The sequence below is a fragment of the Aliirhizobium wenxiniae genome (assembly GCF_019511445.1).
GTDB lineage: Bacteria > Pseudomonadota > Alphaproteobacteria > Rhizobiales > Rhizobiaceae > Neorhizobium > Neorhizobium wenxiniae_A.
In genome coordinates this window covers 143,424-169,858 of record NZ_JAEUAN010000005.1, presented here as the reverse complement: position 1 = coordinate 169,858, position 26,435 = coordinate 143,424, and the positions used below count along the sequence as shown (strand labels likewise).

Annotated in this window: 24 protein-coding genes and 1 other annotated feature; of the genes, 14 read left to right on the top strand and 10 right to left on the bottom strand. The window is 59.5% G+C overall.

Features of this window, described 5'->3' with window-relative positions; genetic code table 11:
* The 4 genes from JNB91_RS08415 to JNB91_RS08400 all read left to right on the top strand — a co-directional run bounded on the left by JNB91_RS08415 (position 1) and on the right by JNB91_RS08400 (position 1,903).
* On the top strand, positions 1 to 876 hold the full coding sequence (locus tag JNB91_RS08415; RefSeq protein ID WP_220325063.1) for a DMT family transporter: 876 nt from the start codon (positions 1 to 3) through the stop codon (positions 874 to 876).
* 59 nt (positions 877 to 935) lie between these two features.
* Positions 936 to 1,157, top strand: coding sequence for an AbrB/MazE/SpoVT family DNA-binding domain-containing protein (locus JNB91_RS08410; RefSeq protein WP_220325062.1), 222 nt, complete (start codon positions 936 to 938; stop codon positions 1,155 to 1,157).
* Entirely contained in the window at positions 1,154 to 1,546 is a 393-nt protein-coding gene (locus JNB91_RS08405; protein WP_220325061.1) for a type II toxin-antitoxin system death-on-curing family toxin, read from the top strand. The genes JNB91_RS08410 and JNB91_RS08405 overlap by 4 nt, the downstream gene beginning before the upstream one ends.
* 114 nt (positions 1,547 to 1,660) lie before the next feature.
* Entirely contained in the window at positions 1,661 to 1,903 is a 243-nt protein-coding gene (locus tag JNB91_RS08400; RefSeq protein ID WP_223218104.1) for an AbrB/MazE/SpoVT family DNA-binding domain-containing protein, read from the top strand.
* Positions 1,904 to 2,088: 185 nt separating this feature from the next.
* Here JNB91_RS08400 and parC read toward each other — a convergent pair whose 3' ends face one another.
* Complete coding sequence (gene parC, locus JNB91_RS08395) at positions 2,089 to 4,344, bottom strand: DNA topoisomerase IV subunit A (protein ID WP_220325060.1); 2,256 nt, start codon at positions 4,342 to 4,344, stop codon at positions 2,089 to 2,091.
* A 194-nt stretch (positions 4,345 to 4,538) separates the two neighbouring features.
* Here parC and JNB91_RS08390 point away from each other — a divergent pair, with 194 nt between their 5' ends.
* A complete protein-coding gene (locus JNB91_RS08390; protein WP_220325059.1) occupies positions 4,539 to 5,729 on the top strand; it encodes a hypothetical protein in 1,191 nt (396 codons plus the stop codon).
* A gap of 69 nt (positions 5,730 to 5,798) precedes the next feature.
* On the opposite strand, the gene JNB91_RS08385 is transcribed toward JNB91_RS08390, so the two are convergent.
* From JNB91_RS08385 to aspS, 4 genes are all read right to left on the bottom strand, one after another.
* The gene (locus JNB91_RS08385; RefSeq protein ID WP_220325058.1) at positions 5,799 to 7,286 is read right to left on the bottom strand and encodes a SulP family inorganic anion transporter; all 1,488 of its coding nucleotides are present in this window, start codon (positions 7,284 to 7,286) and stop codon (positions 5,799 to 5,801) included.
* Between the two features lie 67 nt (positions 7,287 to 7,353).
* Positions 7,354 to 7,411, bottom strand: a sequence feature (sul1 is cis-regulatory element that is thought to sense ions involved in sulfur or methionine metabolism; They are found in Alphaproteobacteria).
* Positions 7,412 to 7,528: 117 nt separating this feature from the next.
* Positions 7,529 to 7,849 (bottom strand): DUF1236 domain-containing protein, encoded by a 321-nt coding sequence (locus JNB91_RS08380; protein WP_220325057.1) that lies wholly within the window; start codon positions 7,847 to 7,849, stop codon positions 7,529 to 7,531.
* A gap of 176 nt (positions 7,850 to 8,025) precedes the next feature.
* Entirely contained in the window at positions 8,026 to 10,137 is a 2,112-nt protein-coding gene (locus tag JNB91_RS08375) for a methyl-accepting chemotaxis protein (RefSeq protein WP_223218103.1), read from the bottom strand.
* 198 nt (positions 10,138 to 10,335) lie between these two features.
* Entirely contained in the window at positions 10,336 to 12,126 is a 1,791-nt protein-coding gene (aspS, locus tag JNB91_RS08370) for an aspartate--tRNA ligase (protein WP_220325056.1), read from the bottom strand.
* A gap of 281 nt (positions 12,127 to 12,407) precedes the next feature.
* Here aspS and JNB91_RS08365 point away from each other — a divergent pair, with 281 nt between their 5' ends.
* The 4 genes from JNB91_RS08365 to rnd all read left to right on the top strand — a co-directional run bounded on the left by JNB91_RS08365 (position 12,408) and on the right by rnd (position 15,943).
* A complete protein-coding gene (locus JNB91_RS08365; RefSeq protein WP_220325055.1) occupies positions 12,408 to 12,776 on the top strand; it encodes a hypothetical protein in 369 nt (122 codons plus the stop codon).
* A gap of 42 nt (positions 12,777 to 12,818) precedes the next feature.
* Complete coding sequence (locus JNB91_RS08360) at positions 12,819 to 13,280, top strand: DUF411 domain-containing protein (RefSeq protein WP_346269293.1); 462 nt, start codon at positions 12,819 to 12,821, stop codon at positions 13,278 to 13,280.
* A gap of 198 nt (positions 13,281 to 13,478) precedes the next feature.
* Positions 13,479 to 14,717, top strand: a complete 1,239-nt coding sequence (locus JNB91_RS08355) for an MFS transporter (protein WP_220325054.1) — start codon at positions 13,479 to 13,481, stop codon at positions 14,715 to 14,717.
* Between the two features lie 80 nt (positions 14,718 to 14,797).
* Complete coding sequence (gene rnd / locus JNB91_RS08350; RefSeq protein ID WP_220325053.1) at positions 14,798 to 15,943, top strand: ribonuclease D; 1,146 nt, start codon at positions 14,798 to 14,800, stop codon at positions 15,941 to 15,943.
* A gap of 26 nt (positions 15,944 to 15,969) precedes the next feature.
* On the opposite strand, the gene JNB91_RS08345 is transcribed toward rnd, so the two are convergent.
* Complete coding sequence (locus tag JNB91_RS08345; RefSeq protein WP_220325052.1) at positions 15,970 to 16,377, bottom strand: DUF2000 family protein; 408 nt, start codon at positions 16,375 to 16,377, stop codon at positions 15,970 to 15,972.
* A 22-nt stretch (positions 16,378 to 16,399) separates the two neighbouring features.
* Here JNB91_RS08345 and JNB91_RS31400 point away from each other — a divergent pair, with 22 nt between their 5' ends.
* The 4 genes from JNB91_RS31400 to JNB91_RS08330 all read left to right on the top strand — a co-directional run bounded on the left by JNB91_RS31400 (position 16,400) and on the right by JNB91_RS08330 (position 19,373).
* Positions 16,400 to 16,579, top strand: a complete 180-nt coding sequence (locus JNB91_RS31400; protein WP_346269292.1) for a hypothetical protein — start codon at positions 16,400 to 16,402, stop codon at positions 16,577 to 16,579.
* A complete protein-coding gene (locus JNB91_RS08340; RefSeq protein ID WP_346269291.1) occupies positions 16,576 to 17,268 on the top strand; it encodes an AraC family transcriptional regulator in 693 nt (230 codons plus the stop codon). Before JNB91_RS31400 ends, JNB91_RS08340 begins: the two co-directional genes overlap by 4 nt.
* A 132-nt stretch (positions 17,269 to 17,400) precedes the next feature.
* Positions 17,401 to 18,759 carry an esterase-like activity of phytase family protein gene (locus JNB91_RS08335; protein ID WP_220325051.1) on the top strand — a complete coding sequence of 453 codons (1,359 nt, stop codon included), beginning with the start codon at positions 17,401 to 17,403 and terminating at the stop codon, positions 18,757 to 18,759.
* A 170-nt stretch (positions 18,760 to 18,929) separates the two neighbouring features.
* The gene (locus tag JNB91_RS08330; protein WP_220325050.1) at positions 18,930 to 19,373 is read left to right on the top strand and encodes an SRPBCC family protein; all 444 of its coding nucleotides are present in this window, start codon (positions 18,930 to 18,932) and stop codon (positions 19,371 to 19,373) included.
* A gap of 51 nt (positions 19,374 to 19,424) precedes the next feature.
* Here JNB91_RS08330 and ppx read toward each other — a convergent pair whose 3' ends face one another.
* The 4 genes from ppx to JNB91_RS08310 all read right to left on the bottom strand — a co-directional run bounded on the left by ppx (position 19,425) and on the right by JNB91_RS08310 (position 25,129).
* The gene (ppx, locus tag JNB91_RS08325; protein WP_220325049.1) at positions 19,425 to 20,945 is read right to left on the bottom strand and encodes an exopolyphosphatase; all 1,521 of its coding nucleotides are present in this window, start codon (positions 20,943 to 20,945) and stop codon (positions 19,425 to 19,427) included.
* 5 nt (positions 20,946 to 20,950) lie between these two features.
* The gene (locus JNB91_RS08320; RefSeq protein ID WP_220325048.1) at positions 20,951 to 23,149 is read right to left on the bottom strand and encodes an RNA degradosome polyphosphate kinase; all 2,199 of its coding nucleotides are present in this window, start codon (positions 23,147 to 23,149) and stop codon (positions 20,951 to 20,953) included.
* Between the two features lie 63 nt (positions 23,150 to 23,212).
* Positions 23,213 to 23,920, bottom strand: coding sequence for a DnaA regulatory inactivator HdaA (gene hdaA, locus JNB91_RS08315; RefSeq protein WP_220325047.1), 708 nt, complete (start codon positions 23,918 to 23,920; stop codon positions 23,213 to 23,215).
* 42 nt (positions 23,921 to 23,962) lie between these two features.
* Positions 23,963 to 25,129: an AI-2E family transporter gene (locus JNB91_RS08310; RefSeq protein ID WP_220325046.1), complete on the bottom strand. Its 1,167-nt coding sequence runs from the start codon at positions 25,127 to 25,129 to the stop codon at positions 23,963 to 23,965.
* Between the two features lie 206 nt (positions 25,130 to 25,335).
* Here JNB91_RS08310 and purM point away from each other — a divergent pair, with 206 nt between their 5' ends.
* A complete protein-coding gene (gene purM, locus JNB91_RS08305; protein ID WP_220325045.1) occupies positions 25,336 to 26,409 on the top strand; it encodes a phosphoribosylformylglycinamidine cyclo-ligase in 1,074 nt (357 codons plus the stop codon).
* The last annotated feature ends 26 nt before the right edge of the window (positions 26,410 to 26,435 follow it).

Sequence of the window (26,435 nt, the reverse complement as noted above, 5' to 3'; positions counted from 1 at the left end):
ATGCGTAATCATCATCGAAGGGGCCTTCTGATTACGGCGACGGGCGGTATCGCGCTCTCCTTCGATGTGCCTCTGGTGCGACTCGGTGGCGGTGAGCTGTGGCAGACACTGGCGCTGCGAAGCCTTTCCACTTTCGCGCTTGGCATTCTGATCTGGCTTCTGGTGCGCCACTTTCAGCCGGGCAACACGGCGTTGCGTCCCGGCAAGGCGGGGCTTATCGCCGGCATCTGCTACGGCCTGTCGACCATCACCTTCCTCGGCGGCGTGTTCAATACGGCAACAGCCAACGTTGTCTTCATAGTCGCATTCACGCCGATGTTTGCAGCCCTGTTTGGCTGGCTGTTTCTCGCAGAGCATCCTTCACGCGCCACCCGGATCACCATGCTGGCGATGATCTTCGGTGTCGGCCTGATCGTTTCGGGCGGTCTTTCAGCGGGAGAGACGCTCGGTAATCTCTCAGCCCTTGCGACGACCGTTCTTCTTGCGGCAGCGATCACCATCGGCCGCAAGACCAGGATCGATCTCGGGCTTGTGCCACTTGTGGCGACCATCATTCCTGCTGTGATCGGATTGGTGATGATGCAACCCGGCGGACTGACTTCCGTCCCCTCCCCGTTCTGGGTGCTATTCGATGGACTGATCATGCTGCCCATAGCATTCTGGTGCCTCGCCACCGGGCCGAAATATCTCACCGGGGCGGAAGTAGGCATGTGCTACCTGCTCGAAACCGTGCTCGCGCCGATCTGGGTCTGGCTGGTCTTTCATGAAGAGATGCATCAAAGAACGCTTGCGGGCGGGACCATCCTCGTCCTTGCACTGATCGGACATTCGCTCTGGCAGATGCGGCAAAGGCGAGGCTATACCGCAGCGCCCTGACTTCGTTGTCGCGCTGATGGTCTCGTGTTATAACAGCGTTGCAACATGAGGATCCGTCCATGAACACGACCATCCGTAAGATCGGTAATTCCGAAGGCGTCATCATCCCGAAGGAAATCCTGGATCGCCTGGGTTTGAAGGCGGGGGATAATGTCGAGATCAGGGAAGAGAACGGCAGTATTTCCTTGGTTCCCGAGCAGGCGGACCTTGCAGAGCAATTGAAGGCTGCTCGCCTTGGCATGGAAAAATACCGTGTTGCTCTGCGGGAGCTTGCGAAATGAGTGATTTCAAATGGCTGTCTCGACCAGCCATCGAGATCATCCACGACGAGCAAATCGCGGAACATGGGGGCCTGCCAGGCCTAAAGGATGAAAATGCGCTGGAGGCCGCGCTTGCTCGCCCTCTTCATAAGCGCGCTTACGGCGAAAACGATATTTTTGTCCTTGCTGCGGCCTATCTCTATGGATTGGCAAGAAACCATCCGTTTTCGGATGGCAACAAGCGCATAGCTTATCTGGCAGCTTTCACTTTCCTGCTCATCAACGGCCATATGATTGAAGCAACGCAGGCTGAGGTTGTCGCCTTCGTTCTTTCCGTTGCAGCCGGCGAAATCGACGAGGAAGGCGCCACGCGCTTTCTGCGCGATCATTGTGTGCCCCTCCCAGAATAAGCGTGCCACGCAGCGGCAAGGCAGCGCTTTGTCAAATACCGTACAATTGAACGGCGCAGTGTATTTCAGACCGAAGACATGATAATTTATCATCTCCATCGACGGAGGGCGGTGATGAGTGAGATGGTTACTATCCAGAGGATAGGCGAAAGATGCGGGATATTGGTCCCGCAAGAGCATCTCGACAGGCTTGGCTGGAAGGAAGGGGATCAGGTAGAGATCCGATCGAACGGGGATCACATCGAATTCCTGCCCCCTAGTCCGGATGAAGCTGAAGAGCAAAACAGGGCAGATTTCAGCGCCAGCATGGCGATGAAAAACTATTACGCAGCGCTCAGGGAATTGGCCAAACATTAAAAAAGCCGTGCGCCAGAGGTGGCGCACGGCTTTTTGCTCGTCATGATTTCTACCGGAAGCCTCTGAGACTTCCGGAGCGTGATCCTAGAGCTTTCCGCCTTTCTTCGAAACGCGAAACGGCTCTATCTCTTTGTTTCAACGCAATTCCGGACGCAAAACCGGTTCCCACTTTTGCTGGAATTGCTCTATCCGGCAAATTTTCCGCTACGGGGGAAGCCCTTCGGAACAGCGCGGCCGGCCGAAGCGCGATCGCCCATCCATTCCAGAAGCTCGTCCTTGGTTCGGTTGAAGGCGCGGCCGGCGCTGTCTTCCCAGGAAAGGCCTGCCTCCATGGAGAAGCACTTGATGTCGGAAATGCCGCCATCCTTGTAGCGCTGCAGGCGCACGCCCTTGCCGCGGGTCATTTCCGGCAATTGCTCCAGCGGGAAGACAACCATCTTGCGGTTCTCGCCGACAATCGCCACGTGATCGCCCGAAACCGGCACGACGAGCTTGGCTTCGTCCGGCATGCCGACATTCATCACCTGCTTGCCCTTGCGGGTATTGGCGACCATCTCGCTTTCAGCAACGATGAAACCATAGCCGGCAGTCGAGGCGATGATCATCTTGCGACTGGAATCGTGGACGAAGGCGGTCAGGATGTCCTGATCGTTCTCCATGTCGACCATGATGCGGATCGGTTCGCCATGGCCGCGACCACCCGGCAGCTTGTCGGCGCCGAGGGTGTAGGCCTTGCCGCCGGTCGTCACAAGCAGCAGCTTGTCGGTCGTCTGCGCGGGGAAAGCGATCTTCGGTCCGTCGCCTTCCTTGAAGGAGAGGCTCGACGTATCGGCGACGTGCCCCTTCAACGCGCGGATCCAGCCCTTCTGCGAGATGATGACAGTGATCGGTTCCTTCTCGATCATCGCCTGCTGGATGGCTTCGAGATCCGCTTCAGGGGCTTCGGCAAACTGGGTGCGGCGGCGGCCGAGTTCGGTCGCCTTGGCATACTTCTTCTTGACGTCCTGAATCTCGACCTCGATCATCCGCCACTGCTTGTCGTCGGATGCGAGCAGAGCCTCGATATCGGCCTTTTCCTTGGTCAGGTTCTCGTGCTCGGTGCGGATCTCGAATTCTTCGAGCTTGCGCAATGCACGAAGGCGCATGTTGAGGATCGCTTCGACCTGGATTTCGGTAAGCGCCCAGCGCTCCATCATCACAGGCTTCGGCTCATCCTCTTCGCGGATGATGCGAATGACTTCATCGATGTTGAGATAGGCGACCAGCAAGCCACCCAAAATCTCCAGGCGACGGTCGATCACAGCAAGACGATGCTGAGAACGACGGACGAGTACGTCCTTGCGGTGCGCCAGCCATTCGACCAGCACTTCATTCAGCGCCATCACCTTGGGCACGCGGCCCATGGACAGCACGTTCATGTTGAGCGGAATGCGGCTTTCAAGCTCGGTGAGCTTGAACATCGATTCCATCAGCAGGGTCGCATCGACGGTGCGGCTCTTCGGCACGATGACGATACGCACGTCTTCAGCCGATTCATCTCGAATATCGTCGAGAAGCGGCAGTTTGCGGGCGATCAGAAGCTCGGCGATCTTTTCGATCAGGCGGGACTTCTGCACCTGGAAAGGAATTTCGGTAACGACGATCTGGTAGCCGCCACGGCCGAGATCCTCGACTTCCCACTTGGCGCGAACGCGAAAACCGCCGCGGCCGGTCTTGTAGCTTTCGATGATCGATTCACGGCTGTCGATGATGATGCCGCCAGTCGGAAGGTCCGGGCCGGGCACAAAATCGACCAGCGTTTCAACCGTCGCATCCGGATGCCTGATCAGGTGAAGCGCCGCGTCGCAGAGTTCGTGGGCGTTATGCGGCGGGATTGAGGTCGCCATGCCGACGGCGATGCCCGTCGCACCATTGGCCAACAGGTTCGGGAAAGCGCCCGGAAGAACTGTCGGCTCGGAATTACTCTCGTCATAGGTATCGCGGAAATCGACGGAATCTTCGCCGATGCCTTCGAGCATGAGTTCGGCAACGGCCGTCATCTTGCTTTCGGTGTAACGCATGGCGGCGGGGCTATCGCCGTCGATGTTGCCGAAATTGCCCTGGCCGTTGACCAGCGGATAGCGCAGCGAGAAATCCTGCGCCAGACGCGCCAGCGCGTCATAGATCGACTGGTCGCCGTGCGGATGGTAGTTACCCATCACTTCGCCGACGATCTTGGCGCATTTGCGGAAGGCGGCGTTAGGGCGAAGGCCCATCTCGCTCATCGCGTAGACGATGCGGCGATGGACTGGCTTCAGGCCGTCACGAACGTCCGGCAATGCACGGTGCATGATGGTGGATAGCGCATAGGCGAGATAGCGCTCTTCGAGCGCTGCCTTGAGGTCCACCGGTAAAATATTGTCGCCGCCGTCGTCGCCGGGCGGATTCACGATCTGTCCCATGGGCTTTGACTAGCTCAAAGCCCGGTTTTCAGCAACAAAGCGGGGGATATCTGCCTGTGGAGAAACTAACCGTTTGATAAGGGCGTCACAAAAATGGCTCAAGCGCCGCACCACAAAGCGATGGACCTTTCATCTACCCGACCTATAAATGCGATTGATTTCATGGGCAGATCGCTGCCCTCAGGAGGCTTTTCATGCGTTATACTTCCACGATGCGGCTGCTTGCAGCCGGAACGACCCTCATTGCACTGAGTGCGCCGGCCCTCGCACTCGACGGGAATGATCTGGTTAAGAAGCTGAACAGCGCTCTCTATATGCAGAAGGGCGCAGGCATCGTGCCGGGATCCGTGGAGGTCAACGGTTCCAGCATCACGCTCAGAAACAGCCGTTTCGAAGCAGGCACCGGACAGGGCAGCCTGCCGCTCGGCACGATCGAGATGGAAGGCGTGGAAGAGGATGCCGGCGGCTACACGATCGACAGCATCAGCTTCGAGAATGTCGCATTCGAGCAGGACGGCACCGAGATCACCGCTTCCGACATGGTCATGAGCGGCGTCACGGTACCGGCCGAAACAACCGGCAACTCGCTTAACTCGGTGCTGCTCTACGAAGAAGCCTCGACCGGCCCGATGGAAGTCAAGGTCAGGGGCAAAAGCGTCGCGTCGATCGGCTCCTCCAAGCTGACTACGGAAGTCTCCGAAGGCGACAAGAAGGTCGACTTCGATCTGCAGGTGGCAGACATCAAGGCGGATCTGGCCACGATCGAAGCGCCCAGCACCAAGCAGACCGTCATCGATCTCGGCCTCAGCTCGCTCAATGGCAAGATCAGCATGGTTGGAAGTTGGGATCTTGAACCGGGTACGCTGGCAATCGAAGAATATGCCTTCGACTTCGCCAATATCGGCAGGCTCGACCTGGCGTTCAGCCTGTCCGGCTACACGCTCGACTTCGTGCGCTCCGCCAACGAGACGGCCAAGGCGATGGAAGCCAATCCGAACAAGCAGGAAGCGGAACAGGCCGCCAATCTCGCCATGCTCGGCCTGATGCAGCGCCTGACCTTCAACAGCGCGATGATCCGCTTTGCCGATGACGGCATTACCGAAAGAGCGCTGGATGTCGTCGGCAAACAGCAGGGCACGAGCGGCGACCAGCTCGCGCAGATGATCAAGGCGATGACCCCGATCGTGCTGGCCCAGTACAATGTACCGGAATTGCAGAATATGCTCAGCCAGGCGGTTAACACCTATCTGGACAATCCCGGCAGCCTGACGATCACGGCACAGCCGCAGAACCCGGTTCCCTTCCCGATGATCCTCGGCGCCGGCATGGGCGCTCCGAACACGCTGCCGGAAGTTCTCGGCGTGACGGTCAAGGCGAACGACTAAGGTCTCCGCCCCAGATTTTTTAAAGCCCGGCAGGCGACTGCCGGGCTTTCCCTTTGCCCAATTCTTTAGTCAATGCGCCGGGGACGATGCGAGCGAAGCGTGTTCCTTGTCGTGCAGCGCAAAGCGATCGATCATGCTGGCGCTTGCCTCATTGGCGCCCCTCACTTCGACCTCTACGCCACGACGACGGAATTTCAGCACGACCTGATCCAGCGCGTCGACGGCGGAAATATCCCAGAGATGCGCACGGCTGACATCGATCGTCACGCGCTCCAGCTTTTCCTCGAAATCGAAGGCTTGCAACAAATAGTGGGTCGAGGCGAAGAAGATCTGCCCCTCGATGTCGTAGGTTCGCGACACGCCATCGCTGGTCGATCGGGATGCAACCCTGAACATACGTGCCACCTTGCCGGCGAAAAAGACGCCCGAGAGCAGCACGCCGACGATCACGCCCTTGGACAGGTCATGGGTGGTCAGCACAACGGCGACGGTCGCCAACATGACGATCGACGACGTGCCCGGATGTCGCTTGAGATCGATGATCGACTTCCATGAAAAGGTCCCGATCGAAACCATGATCATGATCGCCACCAGAGCGGCGACCGGCACGATGCGCAGGATATCGTCGAGCACGAGCAGAAGGATCAGCAGGAATGCACCGGCAACGAAGGTGGACAAACGCCCGCGCCCACCCGATGAGACGTTGATGACAGACTGGCCGATCATGGCGCAGCCGCCCATGCCGCCGAACAGGCCGGAGACGATATTGCCCGTGCCCTGCCCGACGCATTCGCGGCTTTTGCTGCTCACCGTATCCGTCATGTCATCGACGATCTGCGCCGTCAGCAGCGATTCCAGCAGGCCGACGGCAGCGAGCGCCAACGAATAGGGAAAGATGATCTGCAACGTCTCCAATGTAAGCGGCACCATCGGGAGCGCGAAGACAGGAAGCGCCGTCGGCATCTCGCCGAGATCTGCAACAGTGCGGACATCGATGCCGAAACTCAGCGTCACGATCGTTACCACGACAATTGCGACAAGCGGCGACGGAACGGCCTTGGTCAGATAGGGAAAAAGGTAGATCACCGCGAGCGCCAGCGCGATCAGGGGATAGGTGATATTCGGAACGCCGATCAGTTGCGGCAACTGCGCCGTGAAGATCAGGATCGCAAGAGAATTGACGAAGCCGGTCATTACCGACTTCGAGACGAAACGCATCAGCCGACCGAGCTTCAGCATGCCTGCAATGATCTGCAGCACGCCCATCAACAGCGTTGCGGCAAACAGATATTCGATGCCGTGCTCCTTCACGAGCGGCCCCATAAGCACGGCCGTGGCGGCGGTTGCCGCCGAAATCATGGCCGGGCGGCCGCCGGTAATGGCCGTGGTGCAGGCGATCGCCACCGAGGCGAAAAGGCCGACCTTCGGATCGACGCCGGCGATGACGGAAAAACCGACTGCCTCCGGGATCAGAGCAAGAGCGACTACGATGCCGGAGAGGACATCGCCACGGATATTGGAAAACCACTCGCGGCGGTAATTTGTAAAAGCTGTCATGAAAAATCGCACACATTCGCGCATCGCCGCAGGATATATCCGGGGTGTGAAAACGGCTGATGCTTTGCGTTGTCCGGCGGATCGGCGGCCGGAAGAGCCACCCGGGAGTTTCACCCGAGTCCTTGTGGTGCGTGATATTTAGCCGCGGGCGCGAAAGGCGGCAACAACAAATGGCAAAGCCCGGAAGTTTTCAAACTTCCGGGCTTTATTTTCCGGTCGACCGGAAATGATCTTGGCGAGTATTACTCGAGAACCTGGATCACCGTATGTGTCTGGGGATCGACGATCACACGGCGCTCGTTGACGATCGTGTAGCCGTAATTGTCATATCCCTCAACCGGGCGTACTTCGACTGTATCGGGCAATACACGCCCAACCAGCACGTCGCCCTCATAGGGCACGGATTCGATCGGCTGCTCCATCACATAGGTGCGGACTTCACCCGGCAAAACGACTGTCGAATTGGTCGTCACCGGGTCCTGGGTGATGACGGTCGTCTGGGCGAATGCCGCACCGGAAAGAGCCATCAGGGCCGCGGAGGCGACCAGCAGGTGTTTACGCATGTTGCTTCTCCCTTGCTACTTGCTGGCAGTAACAACACCGTCGCCTTGAGATGGTTCCGTATTTTTACCCGCCTTAATTGGGGCAAAAACTATGGCAAAACTGTAGCAATACTTAAGCGCCCGCCCGCAGGGCTTTTGAGGGCCGGCGCGATCTCGGCACGCAACTTCTGATGCGATCAGGCCGCACGGATATCGAGGTATCGGTCTTCCCGCGAGATTTTCTCGGCGCGAAGCGTGAACATGCCGACGAGCTCGCGCAGTCTCCGGGCTTCCGTCATCAGAAGCGCACTGGCGGCATTGTTTTCCTCAACCATGGCCGCGTTCTGCTGTGTGCCCTGATCAAGCAGGTTGACGGCACTGTTAATCTCGCCCAAGCCGACCGACTGCTCGCGAGCGGACACCGCGATCGCTTCGACCTGAACGTTGATCGACGCGATATGGGCACCAATCCCGGTCAAGGCTTCGCCGGTATCGCGAACCGAGCGGACGCCATCCTTCACCTCGTCCGTCGAGACCTGAATGAGTTGTTTGATCTCGCGCGCGGCATCGGCCGAGCGGCTGGCAAGCGCACGTACTTCCTGCGCCACAACCGCGAAGCCACGGCCTGCTTCCCCTGCCCTCGCAGCCTCCACACCGGCATTCAGCGCCAGCAGGTTCGTTTGGAAGGCGATCTCGTCGATCACGCCGATAATGCCCGAAATCCTTGCAGACGACCCTTCGATGCGCCGCATGGCATCCAGCGCATTCTCAACAAGCACGCGCGTATGCTCCGCCGCCTTGTTCGCATCGCCTGCAAGACCATGCGCCTCCTGCGACCGGCGCGACGAGTTGCCGACATTGGCGGTGATCTCGTCAAGAGCCGCTGCGGTTTGCTCAAGCGAGGCCGCCTGCTGCTCTGTACGGCGGGACAGATCGTCAGCACTGCCGGCAATCTCCCGGCTTCCGCCTTCGATCGAGCCGCTGGCATGAGCGATTTCGGCCATGACATCAGAAAGGCGTGCCACAGTCTGGTTAAGGTCGCTTCGCAGAGCCTCAAAATCGGGAGCGAAGGGCTCGGCGAGCGTGAAGGACAGGTCGCCGGCGGCCAGACGGTGCAGGCCCGCAGCAAGGCCTTGCGTCGCCTGCTGCAGCATGTCCCGTGCCTCTGCCTCCGCATGTTCCTGGATGCGCCTGCGCTCGATCTCGGCACGGCTACGCGCTTGCTCGGCCTCCTGTTCAAGACGACGGTTGGCTATTGCCGCCTGCCGGAAGGTATCGAGCGCCTGCGCCATCGCGCCGAACTCGTTACGGGCATTCAGCGAGGGGATTGAGATATCCGTCTCACCACCGGCCAGCTTGCGCATTGCATCGGTCATGGCAGCGACGGGTCGTGTGATGGATCGGCCAACCAGCCAAACGGCAGCTATTAGCGTTGCGACGGCGCCAAACAACAATGCTGCGACAATCATCAGATTGCGACCGGCTATCCTGCTGTTTTCCGCCAGTGCAGCCGTTCTTTGCGCTTCATAGGCGGCACGTACCGCCTCCACCTGGGGCTCCATCAACTGATAGGCTGCCGATACGTTTCGAGCAGACTCGATCTGCTTCAGACTTCCTTCAACATAAAGCCTGAAGGCCGTGCGATAGACCTCGAGCGAATCCATCACCCGGCTGCGCTGCGCGCCGGGGCGAAAGGCCTGTTTCACCAGCGCGGCGAATGTTTCGGCCTCAGCGGTATGTTTTTCCAGATAGGAGGCATTGCCGCGCAGGATGAAATCCTTCTCGTGGCGGCGCAACATCAACATGCTGGCGCGAATGGCCGGCTCCTCAACAGCTTCCAGCCTCTGCTCAATTGAATGGACCGCAGAACGCATTGCGCCTTCAAGGCCGCTATTCTGGTCGAGACCCAGATTTTGATTGTCCGCAACCAGTGCGGCGAAGGCGTCTTCATAGACCTTTAGGCCATCGGCAAGATTTTCAGTCCGGCCGACCAACTCGCCCGTCGCGGAAGCTTTCAGTCCATCAAGCCCGGTGCGAACCTCACCGATCGCCTTCTGGAATTTCTCGACCGCCGTCATATCCTTGTGCAGCAGAAACGACTGCTCCCACAGAAGACTGTCGCGCACACTCGCAGACATGCTGGCAACCGCGGCCTGCTTTTCCGTCAGGGCATCCGCCGTCGCTCTATATCCAGCCTCCACCTGTCGCTGACCGAGAAAGATCGCGGAGATGGCCACGATCCCGACCAGAGCCAGAACGGCAAGCAAAAAGACACGATGCGAGATGCGAAGATTAGAAAAGAAGGCCAAGTCTGAAAATCCCGAGGCAGATGCGTTTTCCGGGATAAGTGCCTTGCGGACCTTAAATAAACATCAATCCAGAAGCGAAATTTCGATGACAGTTCTGCAACGCAGAAATGCACACATGCATTGCACGGCCATGCAAAAACGGCGACCCTAGGGCCGCCGTCGAAATTGCTTGACAATTGGCAGATTGAGGGACTGAGATCAGTCCTTCTTTACCGGCGGGATCGGGCGGATCGCCAGTTCGCGCAGCTGGGTCGGAGTTGCTTCCGACGGGGCGCCCATCAGAAGGTCCTGTGCCTGCTGGTTCATCGGGAACAGCGTGATTTCGCGCAGGTTCTTGGCACCAGTCAGGAGCATGACGACGCGGTCGACACCGGCTGCCATGCCGCCATGCGGAGGCGCACCGTACTGGAAGGCACGGTAGAGGCCGCCAAAACGGTCTTCGACGTCCTGCTGGCTGAGGCCGACCATTTCGAAGGCCTTGACCATGACTTCCGGCAGCTGGTTACGGATCGAGCCCGAGGCGATTTCAAAGCCGTTGCAGACCATGTCGTACTGGTAGGCCTTGATCGTCAGCGGATCCTGGCCTTCGAGTGCTTCAAGGCCGCCCTGCGGCATCGAGAACGGGTTGTGGGCGAAATCGATCTTCTTTTCTTCTTCGTTGTATTCGAAGAACGGGAAGTCGACGATCCAGCACAGCGCGAACTGGTCCTTGTTGGCCAGACCCAGTTCGTCGGCAGCGCGGTTACGCGCTTCACCTGCGAACTTGTAGAACTTTTCCGGTTCGCCGGCGACGAAGAAGCAGGCATCGCCTGCTTCCAGACCGAGCTGAGCGGCAATCGCTGCGGTGCGCTCTTCACCGATGTTCTTGGCAAGCGGACCGGAGCCGGCAACCTTGCCCTCTTCTTCCTTCCAGAAGATGTAGCCGAGGCCCGGCTGACCCTGCTGCTGTGCCCAGGCGTTCATGCGATCGCAGAATGCGCGGCTACCGCCGGTCTTGGCCGGGATAGCCCACACTTCGACCTTCGGGTTGGAGGCGATCATGCCGGCAAACACCTTGAAGCCGGAACCGGCGAAGTGTTCGGTGACAGCCTGCATCTCGATCGGGTTGCGTAGGTCCGGCTTGTCGGAACCATACTTGCGGATCGCGACGTCGTAAGGGATGCGCGGGAATTCCTTGGTGACCGGCTTTCCTTCAGCGAATTCTTCGAAGATGCCGCGCATGACCGGCTCCATCGTTTCCCAGACTTCTTCCTGGGTGACGAAGCTCATTTCAAGGTCGAGCTGGTAGAACTCGCCGGGCAGACGGTCGGCACGCGGGTCTTCATCGCGGAAGCACGGCGCGATCTGGAAATAGCGGTCGAAACCGGCAACCATCATCAGCTGCTTGTACTGCTGCGGTGCCTGCGGCAGAGCAAAGAACTTGCCGGGATGGATGCGCGACGGCACGAGGAAGTCGCGTGCGCCTTCCGGCGAGGAAGCCGTCAGGATCGGCGTCGAATATTCGGTAAAGCCACCGGCGGTCATTTCGCGGCGCATCGCGGCGATGATCTGGGTGCGCTTGACGATGTTCTTGTGCAGCGTTTCGCGACGCAGGTCGAGGAAGCGATACTTCAGACGCACGTCTTCCGGGTATTCCGGCTCACCGAAGACCGGCAGCGGCAATTCCTTGGCGGCCGAAAGAACTTCGATTTCCTTGGCGTAAAGCTCGATTTCGCCGGTCGCCATGTTCTTGTTGACGGTGTCTTCCGAACGCGCCTTGACGGTGCCGTCGATGCGGATGACCCATTCGCCGCGAACGACTTCAGCCGTCTTGAAGGCCGGTGAGTCCGGGTCGCAGACGACCTGGGTCATGCCATAGTGGTCGCGAAGGTCGACGAAGAGAACGCCGCCATGATCTCGCACGCGGTGGACCCAGCCGGAAATGCGGACATTGGAGCCGACATCCGACTTGCGGAGGGCTGCACAGGTGTGGCTGCGGTAACGATGCATGACTTCAATCCTGGACTGATGCTTGGGAACGGCTTTTACGGCGTGCGAAGCACGGCCGCCGATCGCATGGAAAATCGGCGCGAAAAGCGCATGTGCGCTCCGATTTGTCAAGGTTGCAATGCTTGCGCAAGCCCGGTTAGCACATGATAGTCGGCCAAGCCTCCCATCTCCGGCACGAAACCAATGTGCAAGTTAGTCGACATTGGGAGGGCTGGGCTGCGTACTTATGTCCTTGGCGGCACCACTTTCCTTATGACCCGAGCCGGTGCAATCATAGGTTCATGGTCAAAACCGTCCGGATCCTGCTGATGCTTCTGGCTGCGCTGTCTCTATCGCGCGGACCCGAGGTTTATGGCGCATCCATGCCCGGCCGCGTGTTCGCCACCCAGATAGAATTCGTCCTTCATGGCAGCCGTATGCCGACGCGCGGCTATCGGATCGAAAAGCAGTGTTCCAAAGCGGGTTGCGTGCTCGTGCCTTACGTTACGCAATCGCCAACGCTGGCGATCCTGCCGGATTGCCAGATAACCTTCCAGCCACCGCTTGCCGCTGCCTATGAGCTTGCGGTTGAGATATCGTTCGAAGCCGTGCTTTGCGGTCCGCTGCCGCCTCCCCCAAAATCCCTCCCTGGACAACAGCACACGGCCTGACGGCCGAACCGAAAAACGTTCGCTGATCCAAGGAGACCTATCGTGAACAGACACAGTTTCATGGCGAGATCGTTCGCCTTCGCGCTGATGAGCGCCGCATCCCTCATTTCCACCACCACCCTCGCTGCCGAAATGGTCGTCTATAAAGGCGCGGCCTGCCAATGCTGCGACCGCTGGGCCGAAGCACTCAAGGCTTCCGGCATTCCGCTTCGCGTGGAAAATGTCGAAGACATGGACATCATAAGAGCCAGTTACGGCATACCGGACGAATTGCAGAGCTGCCATACGGCATTCGCGGCCGGTTATATCTTCGAAGGGCATGTGCCACTCGAAGTCGTCCAGAAGATTTTGGCAGACCGACCCGCAATCGTGGGCGTCGCTGTTCCGGGCATGCCGGCAGGTTCCCTGGGCATGGGTACTGACCCTGATGCATCCTATGATGTTATCGCGCTCCATAGGGACGGCAGCCAATCCGTCTTCATGGAAGTCAGGCCCCAACAATAGCTTCCGCCTCTTGCGGCCAAGCCGATAACAACGCACGCTCCGGCTGTCCAAATCATCCGGGGCGGCGACCAGCCGATGCTTACTCGCAGCATCCTGATATTTTCCAGCAACATGAACAGCTTTCGGTGGAAAAGGCCTGTCGCAGTGCTGCCAAGCAAGCTACAGCTTGGGGCGACATCCCCGCGCAAAGATTCCCCGATGAGCCATATCAAGCCCCTCGTGCCACTTCTCGTCACCGCAGGCATCCTGATCGGCGGAAACGGACTGCAGGGCACCTATATCGCACTACGCGGCACGGCCGAGGGCTTTTCACCGACGACAATCGGCATGATCGGCGCCGGATACAGCGTCGGTTTCGCCGTCGGCTGCATCTACGTCTCGCGGCTTTTGCGCTCGATCGGACACATCCGTACCTTTGCAGCAATGGCGGCGATCGGCGCGTCCTGTTCCGTCGTGATGGCGCAGGTGATCGATCCCGTCGCATGGACTTTTCTGCGCTTCCTGATCGGCATCGCTGTCGCCAGCCTATTTGCAACTGTCGAGAGCTGGATCAACGCCAAGGTCACGAATGAAAACCGGGCGAGAACGCTGTCGATCTATCGTTTCGTCGATCTCGGCTCCGTCACCTTCGCCCAATATCTCATTCCGACGATCGGCATTGAAGGCCAGGCGCTTTTCGCCATCATTTCGATAGCGATGACCTTGTCGCTTGTGCCGATTTCTATCGCCGACAAATCCAGTCCGGCCCCGCCGGACGCCGTGGCCTTCGACCTCAAGGCGGTCTGGCAGATCTCTCCGCTTGCCGTCGTGGGCGTTATCGCCGTCGGTCTCTCGATGGCGGCCTTCCGTAATATCGGGCCTGTCTATGCGCATGAGATCGGCATGGACATCACCTCGATCGCCACATTCATGAGCGCCGGCATCATCGGCGGCGTGGTGCTGCAATATCCGCTCGGCGCCTACTCGGACAAACTGGACAGACGGCGCGTGATTGTCTGGGCGACGATAGGATCGATCCTGACCGGCGGTTATCTCTCCTTCGGTGCGGGCACCAACGAGACGGCCAATATTATCGCCGTGTTCCTGTTCGGCGCGTTTTCCATGCCGCTCTATTCCCTGTGCTCTGCGCATGGAAACGACCATGCCAAGCCCGGGCAATATGCGCTTATCGCGGCCGGGCTGCTTTTCTTCTGGTCGGTCGGCGCGATCGTCGGGCCGCTGCTCGCCGCCATCCTGCTCCAGTATTTCGGCCCGCGCGCCTTCTTCGCCTATACGTCCTTCATCTTCGCCGGCTTTCTCATCTTCACGCTCCTGCGCATGGGGGTGAGACCGCCCGTGCCTCTGTCCGAACGGCATTCCCGCTTTCGCGCGCTCCTGCGCACATCCGCCTATTTCAACCGGCTGGCGGCACCGCCTGAAAAAGATGGCAGGGACTAACGCCTTAGCAAGCCTCTGCCGGTCTTGACATGCGCTGCTCAACGCGAAAGGAAGGTTGATCACCGCTTGTGAACGGACCAATGATCGAAACAACCGCAGCTCTTCAAGACGCCTGCGCCAAGCTGGCGCAATCGGATTTCATCACCATCGACACGGAGTTTCTGAGAGAAACGACGTTCTGGCCGGAACTCTGCCTCATCCAGATGGCGAGCCCGGACCTGGAGGTTCTCGTCGATCCGCTGGCAAAAGGGCTTGATCTTGCGCCCTTCTTCGAGCTGATGGCGAACCCCGCGGTGGTGAAGGTTTTCCATGCCGCACGGCAGGATATCGAAATCGTCCATCATCTCGGCAAGCTGGTGCCGCATCCGATCTTCGATACGCAGGTTGCCGCCATGGTTTGCGGCTTCGGCGACAGCGTCTCCTATGACCAGCTCGTCAGCCGCATCAAGAACGTCCATATCGACAAGTCGTCGCGCTTCACCGACTGGAGCCGCCGGCCGCTGTCGGAAAAGCAGCTCGATTACGCACTGGCGGACGTCACGCATCTGAGGGACGTCTATTTGGCGCTCAAGGAACAGCTGGAACGTGAAGGCCGCGCTTTGTGGCTGACCGAGGAAATGGCGATCCTCGAAAACCCGTCCACCTATGATCTGCATCCGGACGACGCATGGCAGCGGCTCAAGGCGCGGCTGCGCAAGCCTTCAGAACTCGCCATCCTGAAATTCGTCGCCGCATGGCGCGAGCGGGAAGCCCGCAGCCGCAATGTGCCGCGGTCGCGTGTCCTGAAGGACGATGCGATCTACGAAATCGCCCAGCAGCAACCGAAGGATACCGAAGCGCTCGGTCGTCTGCGCACCATCCCGAAGGGCTGGGAGCGTTCGGCCTCGGGAACAGCCATCGTGGAAGCAGTCAATGCCGCGCTCGCATTGCCCAAGGCCGACATGCCGCATCCGCCCAAGCATTCCCATGTGCCCGAAGGCACGGCTGCGGCTGTCGAACTGCTGAAGGTGCTGCTCAAGCTCATCTCCGACAAGCAGGGCGTGGCTGCGAAAGTCATCGCCAATACGGATGATCTCGAAAAGATCGCCTCCGAAGGCGAGAAGGCCAATGTCGCGGCGCTTTCCGGCTGGCGCAAGGAGCTTTTCGGCGACACGGCACTGAAGCTGATCGAAGGCGGAGTAGCACTGCGCTTCGTCGACAAGAAGGTCGAGGCGGTCGAGCTTTAAGCTTCGACGCTCGAGCACTGCCACCATCAGGGATGCATCTTCGCGCCCTTGGTGATCTTGTCGACCTGTTTCCTTTCCGCCCTCATAGCGATGCCGACCAGCTTGGCATCGTCAGGGCTGAACTGCGAGAACACCTCGCGATTGGCCGCATCGTGACCGGTCGCAAACATCTCCTCTATATAAGCTGATGTGGTGACTTCACGCTCCAGAGAGCGCCTTTGGATGGTGCGCAGCGTCTGCTGATCCGCGCTAAGCACCACGATCGGCTGGATCGACAGCGGATTATAGACATTGCCCACCGCGTCCCGGTATGTTTCACCGATGACAGCCGGTGACTGAGCGATAATACCGCTTGTCAGAAATGCAGTAACGTTGAGCTTCTGCCAGGTGGCGAGGTCGTCGCGAACAACAATCGCGATCTTGGTGTCGAACATGCGGGAAAACTCCGTTCGGGGTATGGAAAGAGCCGAACATTTAGCGGCTACCGGCGCGGACGGTCTTGAACGTTCGTGCAAAGGGCAATTCCGCGACGGCATGCGTATCGCCATGCCGAGCCAGGGCGTCGAGCGTATCGAGGCGCGTTTTCGTGGAAACGGCTTTTCACCGCACCGCCACGATACCTATGCACTGGGATGACGCTGCATGGCGTGCAGACATTCCGTTATCGTGGCTCCGAACGCTTCAGCAATCCCGGCAATGTCATCGTGCTGCATCCCGACGAGGTGCATGACGGTGCCGCCGGCACCGCTGATGGGTTGATCTACCGGATGATCTACGTGCCGCCCGAACTGATCGGGGCCGTTGACGGCCATGGAAGCGCCCTGCCTTTTGTCAGCGACCCCATCGTCGCAGATGCCGGCCTCTGGCAGGCGCTTGCCGACATTCTCGGCGATCTGGATCGCGAGCCGGATGACCTCGTGCTCGATGACGCGGTGATGCGGATAGCCGCCGGCCTCTCGCAACAGGCAAGCATGCCTCGCAAAGCGATGACGGCAATGGCTCGGACCGCTGTTCTGTCCGCCCGCGATTTTCTTGAGGATAACAGCACCGAGGCGGTGCGCTCCGAAGATCTGGAAGTGATTACCGGCATCGACCGTTATGAGCTTGCAAGGCAGTTCCGCCGGTTGCTCGGCACCAGCCCGCATCGCTATCTCGTCATGCGTCGACTGGAGCAGGCCAAAAGGCTGATGTCGATCGGCACAGGACTTGCCGAAACAGCTGCCGCAGCAGGATTTTCCGACCAGGCCCATTTCACCCGACACTTCCGCAAGGCCTTCGGCATGACGCCGGGCCGCTGGAATGATTTGCGCAGCGGATCGCGATAATCACGCCCAAATCGGTGGCAGGCGGGCACAACAAAATCCCAGTCATCAAATCTTCATCGCACCATCACCTGCCCGTCATGCGGGCAACCTATCGACACTCGCATGTTCAATGCGAAACGATCAGGTGTTTTCATGACCAAAACCTTTATCACTTCCGTTGCGATGGCCGCACTCCTCGCCGGTTCCGCCTTTGCGGACGACAAGGAATTTCCGGCCAAGCTCGCCGGCCAGGCGATCCTGCCGGCCAACACGATGACGGCGGCACCTGCCGATGCACCTGACTTCCTGAAGACCTCCGGCAAGTTCACGACGCCGGGCAAGCGCGTCGAGAAACTTGGCACGGTCGACGGCAAGGATGGCGCGCGCATCACCGACGTGAAGCTGCCGATGGACGGCCAGCCGATTCAGGGTTTTTCCGGCATCAAGGCGATGGCTGACGGCACGTTCTGGACGTTGTCCGACAACGGCTTCGGATCCAAGGCCAACTCTTCCGACGCGATGCTCTTCCTGCATCAGGTGAAGTTCGACTGGTCGACCAACAAGGTGGACGTGGTCAAGAACATCTTCCTCTCGGATCCGAACAGGATCGCGCCTTTCCCGATCGTCATGGAAGGCTCGGAAAAGCGTTACCTGACGGGCGCCGATTTCGACATTGAGTCTATCCAGCCGGTCGGTGACGGTTTCTGGCTCGGCGAGGAATTCGGCCCCTATCTCATCAAGGTCGATGCTCTCGGCCAGCTCACCGACGTCGTCGCCACCATGGTCGACGGCAAGTCGGTCAAGTCTCCCGACAATCCGACGCTCTCCATGCCCGCCAATCCTGCGGCCAAGCTGCCTGTCTTCAACCTGAAGCGTTCGGGCGGTTATGAAGGCATGGCGATGTCGAAGGACGGCTCCAAGCTTTACGGCTTGCTGGAAGGCCCGCTCTTCCTCGAAGACGGCAAGGTCGAACAGGCCGATGGCCGCACCGCGCTGCGCGTCATCGAGTTCGATATCGCCTCGAAGACCTGGACGGGCCGCTCCTGGCTCTATCCGCTGGCTGAAAAGGGCGTCGCCATCGGCGATTTCAACATGCTCGACGCGACCACCGCCCTCGTCATCGAGCGCGACAATGGCGCCGGCACCAAGGACAAAGCCTGCGCCGATCCGAAGCAGCCGAAGGCGGATTGCTTCGATGCGCCGGCCGAACTGAAGCGCGTCTACAAGATCGAGTTCAATGACGCCAATGTCGGCAAGGCCGTCCGCAAGATCGGCTATATCGACCTGATGAACATCCAGGACCCGGACAACAAGAAGAAGGTCGCAGGCGGTAAGTCCGGCGTCTATGACATGCCCTTCGTCACGATCGAAAACGTCGATCAGGTCGACGCCACCCATATCGTGATTGGCAACGACAACAACCTGCCCTTCTCTGCCGGCCGTGCCGTCGACAAGGCGGACGACAATGAGTTCAGCCTGCTGGAAGTCGGCGAGTTCCTGTCGGCCAAGTAACGCGCCTTAAAGCGATTTCTGCGGACGCGATCGGTTCCAGCCGGTCGCGTCTTCGTTTTGCCGATACGCTACTCGCAATCGATCACGATAAAAATCAGCGGCCGATGTCGGAACATATGGGCCTGTCTCGTCCTGAGAGCATAATGCTCATCATCAAGGAGGAAACGAGCATGTCGAGCACGATCAAACTGCACCGCGTTCTGACGGCCAGCCCGGAAAAGGTCTACCGCGCCTTCATTGAACCCGATGCACTCACCAAATGGTTTCCACCGAACGGCTTTACCTGCACCGTGCATTCTCTCGATGCAAAGGTCGGCGGTACATTCCGGATGTCCTTCCGCAATTTCACCACCGGCGAAAGCCACTTCTTCGGCGGCGAATTTCATGAACTCGTTGCCGGTGAGCGCATCCGTTACGCCGACAGGTTCGAAGACCCGAATCTGCCGGGCGAGATGCAGGTGACGATACTTTTGAAGAAAGTCTCGGTCGGAACCGATCTCGACATCACCCAGGCGGGTGTGCCCGATATTATCCCTGCGGAAGCCTGCTACCTTGGCTGGCAGGAATGCCTGCGCAATCTCGCAAGGCTGGTGGAGCCGAATATCGAGGAATAACGCAGCGCGGAAACGGAGGTCGGCGATGGAAAAACCGCCGACCTTGCCTGATTATTCGAACTTGAAAGCCAGCCGTTTACCGGTCAACTTCGCCAGTTGCTGGAGGCGTCCATCCAGACGCTCGCCGGCGAAATTGGCATATTCATGCGGCACGACGAATTCTAGATCGAGATCCGGCGTCGTCGACTGGCGGAAAGTCAGGTGGTGGACGAGGCCCGGCATGGAGGCGGAGAACAGGTAAACCACGCGCAGCAATCCGCCCAGCAGCTTGGCAAGGTCCAGAAGGCGCGGTGTCGCAATCGTCGCTAGTGCACCCGTATCGCCATTATCGCCTACCCCTTCGAAGCGATAATAGTTGGCGAGCGCCAGGTAGGCGCGCCCGGGATGGCTGATGCCGACGAAGGACGAATGGGCGATGACGTTCATCGCCTGCGCGCCGCGATAATCCGGATGGGCACGCCAGCTAATATCGGCAACGAGGCAGGCAGCGCGCCGATAGCGGTTCTCTTCTTCTGTCTCTACGATGCCGAAAAACGGCATCATGCGGCCGGTCCAGTCCGCCAGTTCGCGGGCGTGTTTTGGGGACCGGGCGCGCAATATCGCGAGCTGATCGGCGGCAACAAGAAGCGGGTCCGCCTCACGTTCAGCATCCGGCAGGCGCGAATAGAGATAGCCCTCGCGAACGCCCTGCGCCGAGAAAGTGATCTTCGCCGGCTTCATCACGCTCAGCACTTCCTGCATGGCGATCGCGCCGTAGGGAAGAAGCGAGCGGCGGTTCTTGGAAACCGCCTGCCATGCGCCGTCCTTCGAGTCCTTGGCTGCAATCACCTCGTCAAGGAACCTCTGTATTTCCTCAAGCGAAAGCTCATAGCCCTGCATCATGTGCAGCGGATAATTGATCATCTCCATATGGAGCTTGGCGATATTACGCCATGTGCCGCCAACAGCGTAGAAGGTCCGGCCCTCGCCCTTTTCCAGAAAACGCGCGGTGTTGACCTGCTTGCGGGCGAAGGTGCGTGCCTTGGCAAGCGAGTTGCCCGAGCTTTCCGAAAGCCTCAAGCCACCGAGCGGCAGCGTAATGCCGCGACCGAATTCATGCCCCTTGATGTCGATGAGTTCCAGCGAGCCGCCACCCAGGTCACCGGCGATCCCGTCGACATCATGAAAGCCGCTGATGACGCCGAGCGCCGAATATTTCGCTTCTTCCTCGCCGGAAAGAACCTGAATTTCCTGCCCAAGGATCGCTTCCGCATTGCGAATGAAATCCGGACCGTTGCTCGCCTCGCGGGCAGCTGCGGTTGCGAGGACGTGGATCTCCGTGGCGCGCGCCTGATCGGAGAGCGCCTTGAAGCGCCTCAACGCCGCAAGCGCTCGCTCGACGCCTTCGTCGTCCATGCGACCATTGGCGCCGAGGCCCTTGCCAAGGCCGCACAACACCTTCTCGTTGAAAAGCACCGTCGCAGCCCGGGTCAGTCCCTCGTAGACGACCAGACGAACGGAGTTGGATCCGATATCTATAACGGAAACAGGGGCGATGCCCGGAAGCCGCCCCTGAGCTTCAGAAATTACCATACTGCCTATTTCTTACGGCCAGACATTACTCCGGCAATCAGTTTCGGTGCGCTAGACTTCAAGGCTTCCCCGCGGCCGGAAAGGCTCGGGTTGGTCATGAAATAGTGCTGGGCGTTGAAAGGCTCCTCACCCTTGCGCACCTCCATGCGCCTCGACGTCCCGTCCGGCAGTATCTCGTAGCTCTGCTGGTTGTCAATCAGATTGCCCAGCATAATCTGCGATAGAACCTGTTCATGCACCGTCGGGTTGAGCAGCGGCACGAGCGTCTCGACACGGCGATCGAGATTACGCGGCATCATGTCGGCAGAGCCGATGTAAACCAGCGCCTTGTCGGAGGGCAGGCCTTGGCCGTTGCCGAAGCAGAAGATGCGGCTGTGTTCGAGGAAACGACCGACGATCGACTTGACGCGGATGTTGTCGGAGAGACCCTTGACCTGGGGTCGAAGGCAGCAGATGCCGCGCACGACGAGATCGACCTCAACGCCGGCATGGCTGGCGCGATAGAGCGCGTCGATGATTTCCGGGTCGACCAGGGAGTTCATCTTCATCCAGATCGCAGCCGGACGACCAGCCTTGGCATGGACGATCTCTTCCTCGATATGGCGGAGGATGCGCGGGCGCAACGTATAAGGCGACACAGCAAGCTTCATGCTCTCCTTCGGCTCACCGTAACCGGTGATGAAGTTGAAGATATTCGCCATGTCATGGGCGATCTTCGGATTGCAGGTGAAGAAGGACAGGTCGGTATAGATCTTGGCGGTGATCGGGTGATAGTTGCCGGTGCCGAGGTGGCAATAGGTGCGCAGCTTGCCGTCTTCGCGGCGCACGACCATCGACATTTTCGCGTGGGTCTTGAGCTCGATGAAGCCGAAAACGACCTGCACGCCGGCGCGCTCAAGGTCGCGCGCCCAGCGGATGTTGGCTTCTTCGTCGAAACGCGCCTTCAATTCGACCAGCGCCGTCACCGACTTTCCGGCTTCGGCAGCATCGATCAGCGCCCGGACGATCGGGCTGTCGTTGGAGGTTCTGTAGAGGGTCTGCTTGATGGCAAGGACGTCGGGGTCGCGGGCGGCCTGCAGAAGGAACTGCACAACCACGTCAAAGCTTTCATACGGATGGTGGACCACCATGTCCTTTTCGCGGATGGCAGCAAGGCAGTCGCCAGCATGGTCGCGAACCCGCTCCGGAAATCGGGCATTGTAGCTGTCGAAACGCAGGTCTTCGCGCGGTGCCTTGGTGATTTCCGACATCGTATTCAGCGCGAGAAGACCGGGCAGAACCGCGACGCGGTTTTCCGGCACGCCGAGCTCCTGAACCACGAACTGGCGCAGCGATGCCGGCATTTCGCTATCGGTCTCGATGCGGATGACCTTGCCGCGACGGCGGCGCTTCAGCGCCGTTTCGAAGAAGCGCACCAGGTCTTCGGCTTCTTCTTCCACTTCAAGGTCGCTGTCGCGGATGATGCGGAAGGTACCGGCGCCCTTGACCTCGTAACCGGGGAACAGCCGGTCGGTGAACATACCGACTACGTCTTCCAGCGTGATGTAGCGGATCGTCGAACCATCATCCGGCAGGCGGACGAAACGGTCGAGCGTGGTAGGCAGGCGAAGCAGCCCCGTCATCGGCTCCTTGCCGTGCAGGCTGTGCAACTGCAGGCCCATGGAGAAGCCGAGGTTCGGGATGAACGGGAACGGATGGGCAGGATCGATGGCGAGCGGCGTCAGGACAGGGAACAGGTCTTCCTCGAAATCGGTCGCAAGCCATGTCTTGTCTTCGGCGGACAGAGCGTTGGGGCGAACGATGAGGATGTCTTCTTGCGCCAGATATTGCTGCAGCACGGCGAGAGAGGCCTGCTGCTCCATCTGCAGGTTGTCGATCTCCTGCAGGATAGAGTCGAGCTGTTCGGCCGGCGTCTTGCCGTCGGGGCTGCGGATGACGATGCCCTGACGGACCTGGCCTTCGAGACCGGCAACGCGTACCATGAAGAATTCGTCGAGGTTGGCGGCCGAGATCGACAGGAACCGAACGCGCTCAAGCAGCGGATGGGCGGTGTTCAGCGTTTCTTCCAGAACACGGCGGTTGAACTGCAGCCAGGAGAATTCGCGGTTGATGAATCGGTCGGAGCTTGCAAGCTGCTCCTCGAAGCTCGGGATCGCGTCAACAACGACTTCCTTAGTTTCCGACGTTTCGGCGATCTGGTCCATGAGCTCCATCCTCAGTGTTAAGCCTTTCGGCCGTATAATGTTTTGACGACGGAACTGTGACAGTCAATCTCCCGCGTCAGTCTGACCGAAACTCTCCAGCACTTCCGCCGCCAGCGCCCGGTTGATGCGGGTGCCGCGCGAGAGCGCCAGATGATCCAGCTGCTCGACGACACGCTGCGCTGTTTCGAGCGAACGCTCCATCCGGTTGACGATATAGCTGACAAGCTTGTCATCAATATTAAGCTGCCGGTCGGAAAACAGCTTGATCATCACCTGGGCGAGAAGCTCTTCGTCAGGCTCGCCGATTTCCACCACCGTCGCGGCCTTAAGACGCGACTTCAGATCCGGCAATTCAACTGCCCATGAGGTCGGCCAGAGGCGCGACGTCATCAGCAATGTCTGGCCATGCTGGCGTACAGCGTTGATGACGTGGAAAAGCTCGGCATCGTCAAAACCGCGGCGATCGGCATCCTCGAACAGGACAGGGCCGCCGGCCGCAATCTGCGATGCGTTGGAACCGGCGGCGGGATGGATTTCCTGCGCGCCCGACTGTTCGCGCCAGATATGGGCTAGATGCGACTTGCCCGATCCGACCGGGCCGGCGAGTACGACGACCGGCGACGGCCAGTTCGGCCATTCATCGACAATCGATACGGCAGCGGCCATACGCTCGGAGACCATGAGGTCATCACGGCCGCGGGCTGCATCGTGGGAAAATTGCAGGGGCAATTGTTCGCCCTTGCCTTGCGGGCGGTCTATCGGGTCAGTCATTCAATTCGGGTCGTTCTGGCGATTCAGCCGTTCTGGGCGATTTCAATTGTTCTTGGGAGCTTCAATTTCACGCGCGTCGTTCTGGTGATCGACGGCATGCGGCGCGCCCTCCTCCCAAGGAAGTTCGGCGGAGCGGCCATAATAGATATCGCTATCAAGATATCGTGCCAAGGCGAAACGGACAAGCACGCCGACCACCGCCGCGGCAGGCACCGCGATCAGCAGGCCGACAAAGCCAAACAGTGCACCGAAGGCAAATAGCGCGAACATCAGCCAGACGGGATGGAGGCCGACGCTCTGGCCAACCAGTTTCGGCTGCAGGATGTTGCCTTCAAGGAACTGGCCGGAGAAGAACACGGCTGCGACGGCGAGAATCCAGGGGAAATCCGGCCAGAACTGCACAAGCGCCACGCCAATCGCCATGACGAGGCCGATGAGTGAACCGATATAGGGAATGAAGGAGATCATGCCTGCGACGAAGCCGATCAGCAGGCCGAAATTCAGCCCAACCAGCGACAAGCCGACAGCGTAATAGATGCCGAGGATGAGGCAGAGCGACCCTTGGCCGCGGATGAAGCCCGCCACCGACTGATCCATGTCACGGGCGATCTGGCGAACCACTTGCACCTGATCGCGCGGAATCCAGCTGTCGACCTTGCGCACCATGCGGTCCCAGTCGAGCAGGATATAAAAGGCGACGACAGGCGTGACCACCAGAAGCGACATGACATCGACGATCGCCTTGCCGGAATTCCAGATCTGGCCGAGAAGCGAACCGATAAAGCCGGCGCCCTGGCTCAGGACCTGCGAGAAATTCTCTTTTACTGTTTCTATCTGCGCCGAGATCCAGGGTGGCAGGAAAGATGTCTGCGGGCTGGAAATGATCGTCTGCAATTCGGAAATGTAGCCGGGAAGCGCCGCCGCGAACTGGGTGAACTGGCTGATGATGATCGGAATGACGAGCATCAGGGCCAGCGCGAATATGGTCACGAAGCAGACGAGGATGACGACGGTTGCCATCGCCCGGCTCAAGCCACGCCGCTCCAGCCAGTCGGCGACCGGGTCGAGGAAATAGGCAAGTGCCATGCCCGCCACGAATGGCAGGAGGATCGAGGAAAAGAACCAGAGGAAAAGGATGAACCCGACAAGCACACCCAGCCAGAACAGGATGTGGCGCTTCAGGCTTGCGCCACTGACGTGATATGGCATGTCTGCTCCTTAACTCTCTGCAAGCTCCTGCCTGCGGTCCATGAGGCATATGAGGGGCTTGAGGGATGAGGTCAAGTTCACATCCCGGTTAGCAACCATGCCTGTGAAATGCCTTTAAAACATGGCCGGAACGCTTGCATATCCGGGCGCGTCGTGCAATTGGCGGCAGCTTATAGTTCCCTTTGGGTCCGGACTGGAGATGGATTATGAGCGAGGCAGGCAAGAACGGTCTCACCTATAGCGATGCGGGCGTCGATATCGATGCCGGTAACCTGATGGTCGAGAAGATCAAGCCGGCGGTGCGTTCGACCCGTCGTCCCGGCGCTGACGGCGAGATCGGCGGTTTCGGCGGCCTGTTCGATCTGAAGGCCGCGGGCTTCAACGACCCTATCCTGGTTGCCGCCAATGACGGCGTCGGCACCAAGCTGAAGATCGCCATCGACGCCGATTTCCACGACACGGTCGGCATCGACCTCGTCGCCATGTGCGTCAACGATCTCGTCGTTCAGGGTGCGGAACCGCTGCTGTTCCTCGATTATTACGCCACCGGCAAGCTCGATCCCGACCAGGGTGCGGCGATCGTCAAGGGCATTGCAGCGGGCTGCGTCGAATCCGGCTGTGCGCTGATCGGCGGCGAGACGGCTGAAATGCCGGGCATGTATTCCGACGGCGATTACGACCTTGCAGGTTTTGCCGTGGGCGCTGCCGAACGTGGCCAGCTTCTGCCGGCCGGCGACATCGCTTCGGGCGATGTCATCCTCGGGCTGACCTCTTCCGGCGTGCATTCCAACGGCTTCTCGCTGGTGCGCAAGATCGTGGCGCTTTCCGGCCTCGGCTGGGATGCCCCTGCCCCGTTCGCGGCAGACAAGAAGCTCGGCGAAGCGCTGCTGACGCCGACCCGCATCTATGTGAAGCCGCTCCTGAAGGCGATCCGCGAGACGCATGCGCTCAAGGCTCTCGCCCATATCACCGGCGGCGGTTTTCCGGAAAATATCCCGCGCGTCTTGCCAAAGCACCTCGCAGCTGAAATTGAACTCGGTAACATCCCGGTTCCGGCCGTGTTCTCCTGGCTGGCAAAGACCGGTGGCGTTGAGCCGAAGGAAATGCTGCGCACCTTCAACTGTGGCGTCGGCATGATCGTCGTTGTCTCGGAAGAAAACGCCAAGGCGGTGACCGACGCTCTTGCGGCCGAAGGCGAGACCGTCGTGCAGCTCGGCCGCATGGTCGAACGCGCTGAAGGCGGCGCCGGCGTCATCTACAAGGGTACGCTCGGCCTGTAATTTCTCAACGTCTTGAGGATGAGATC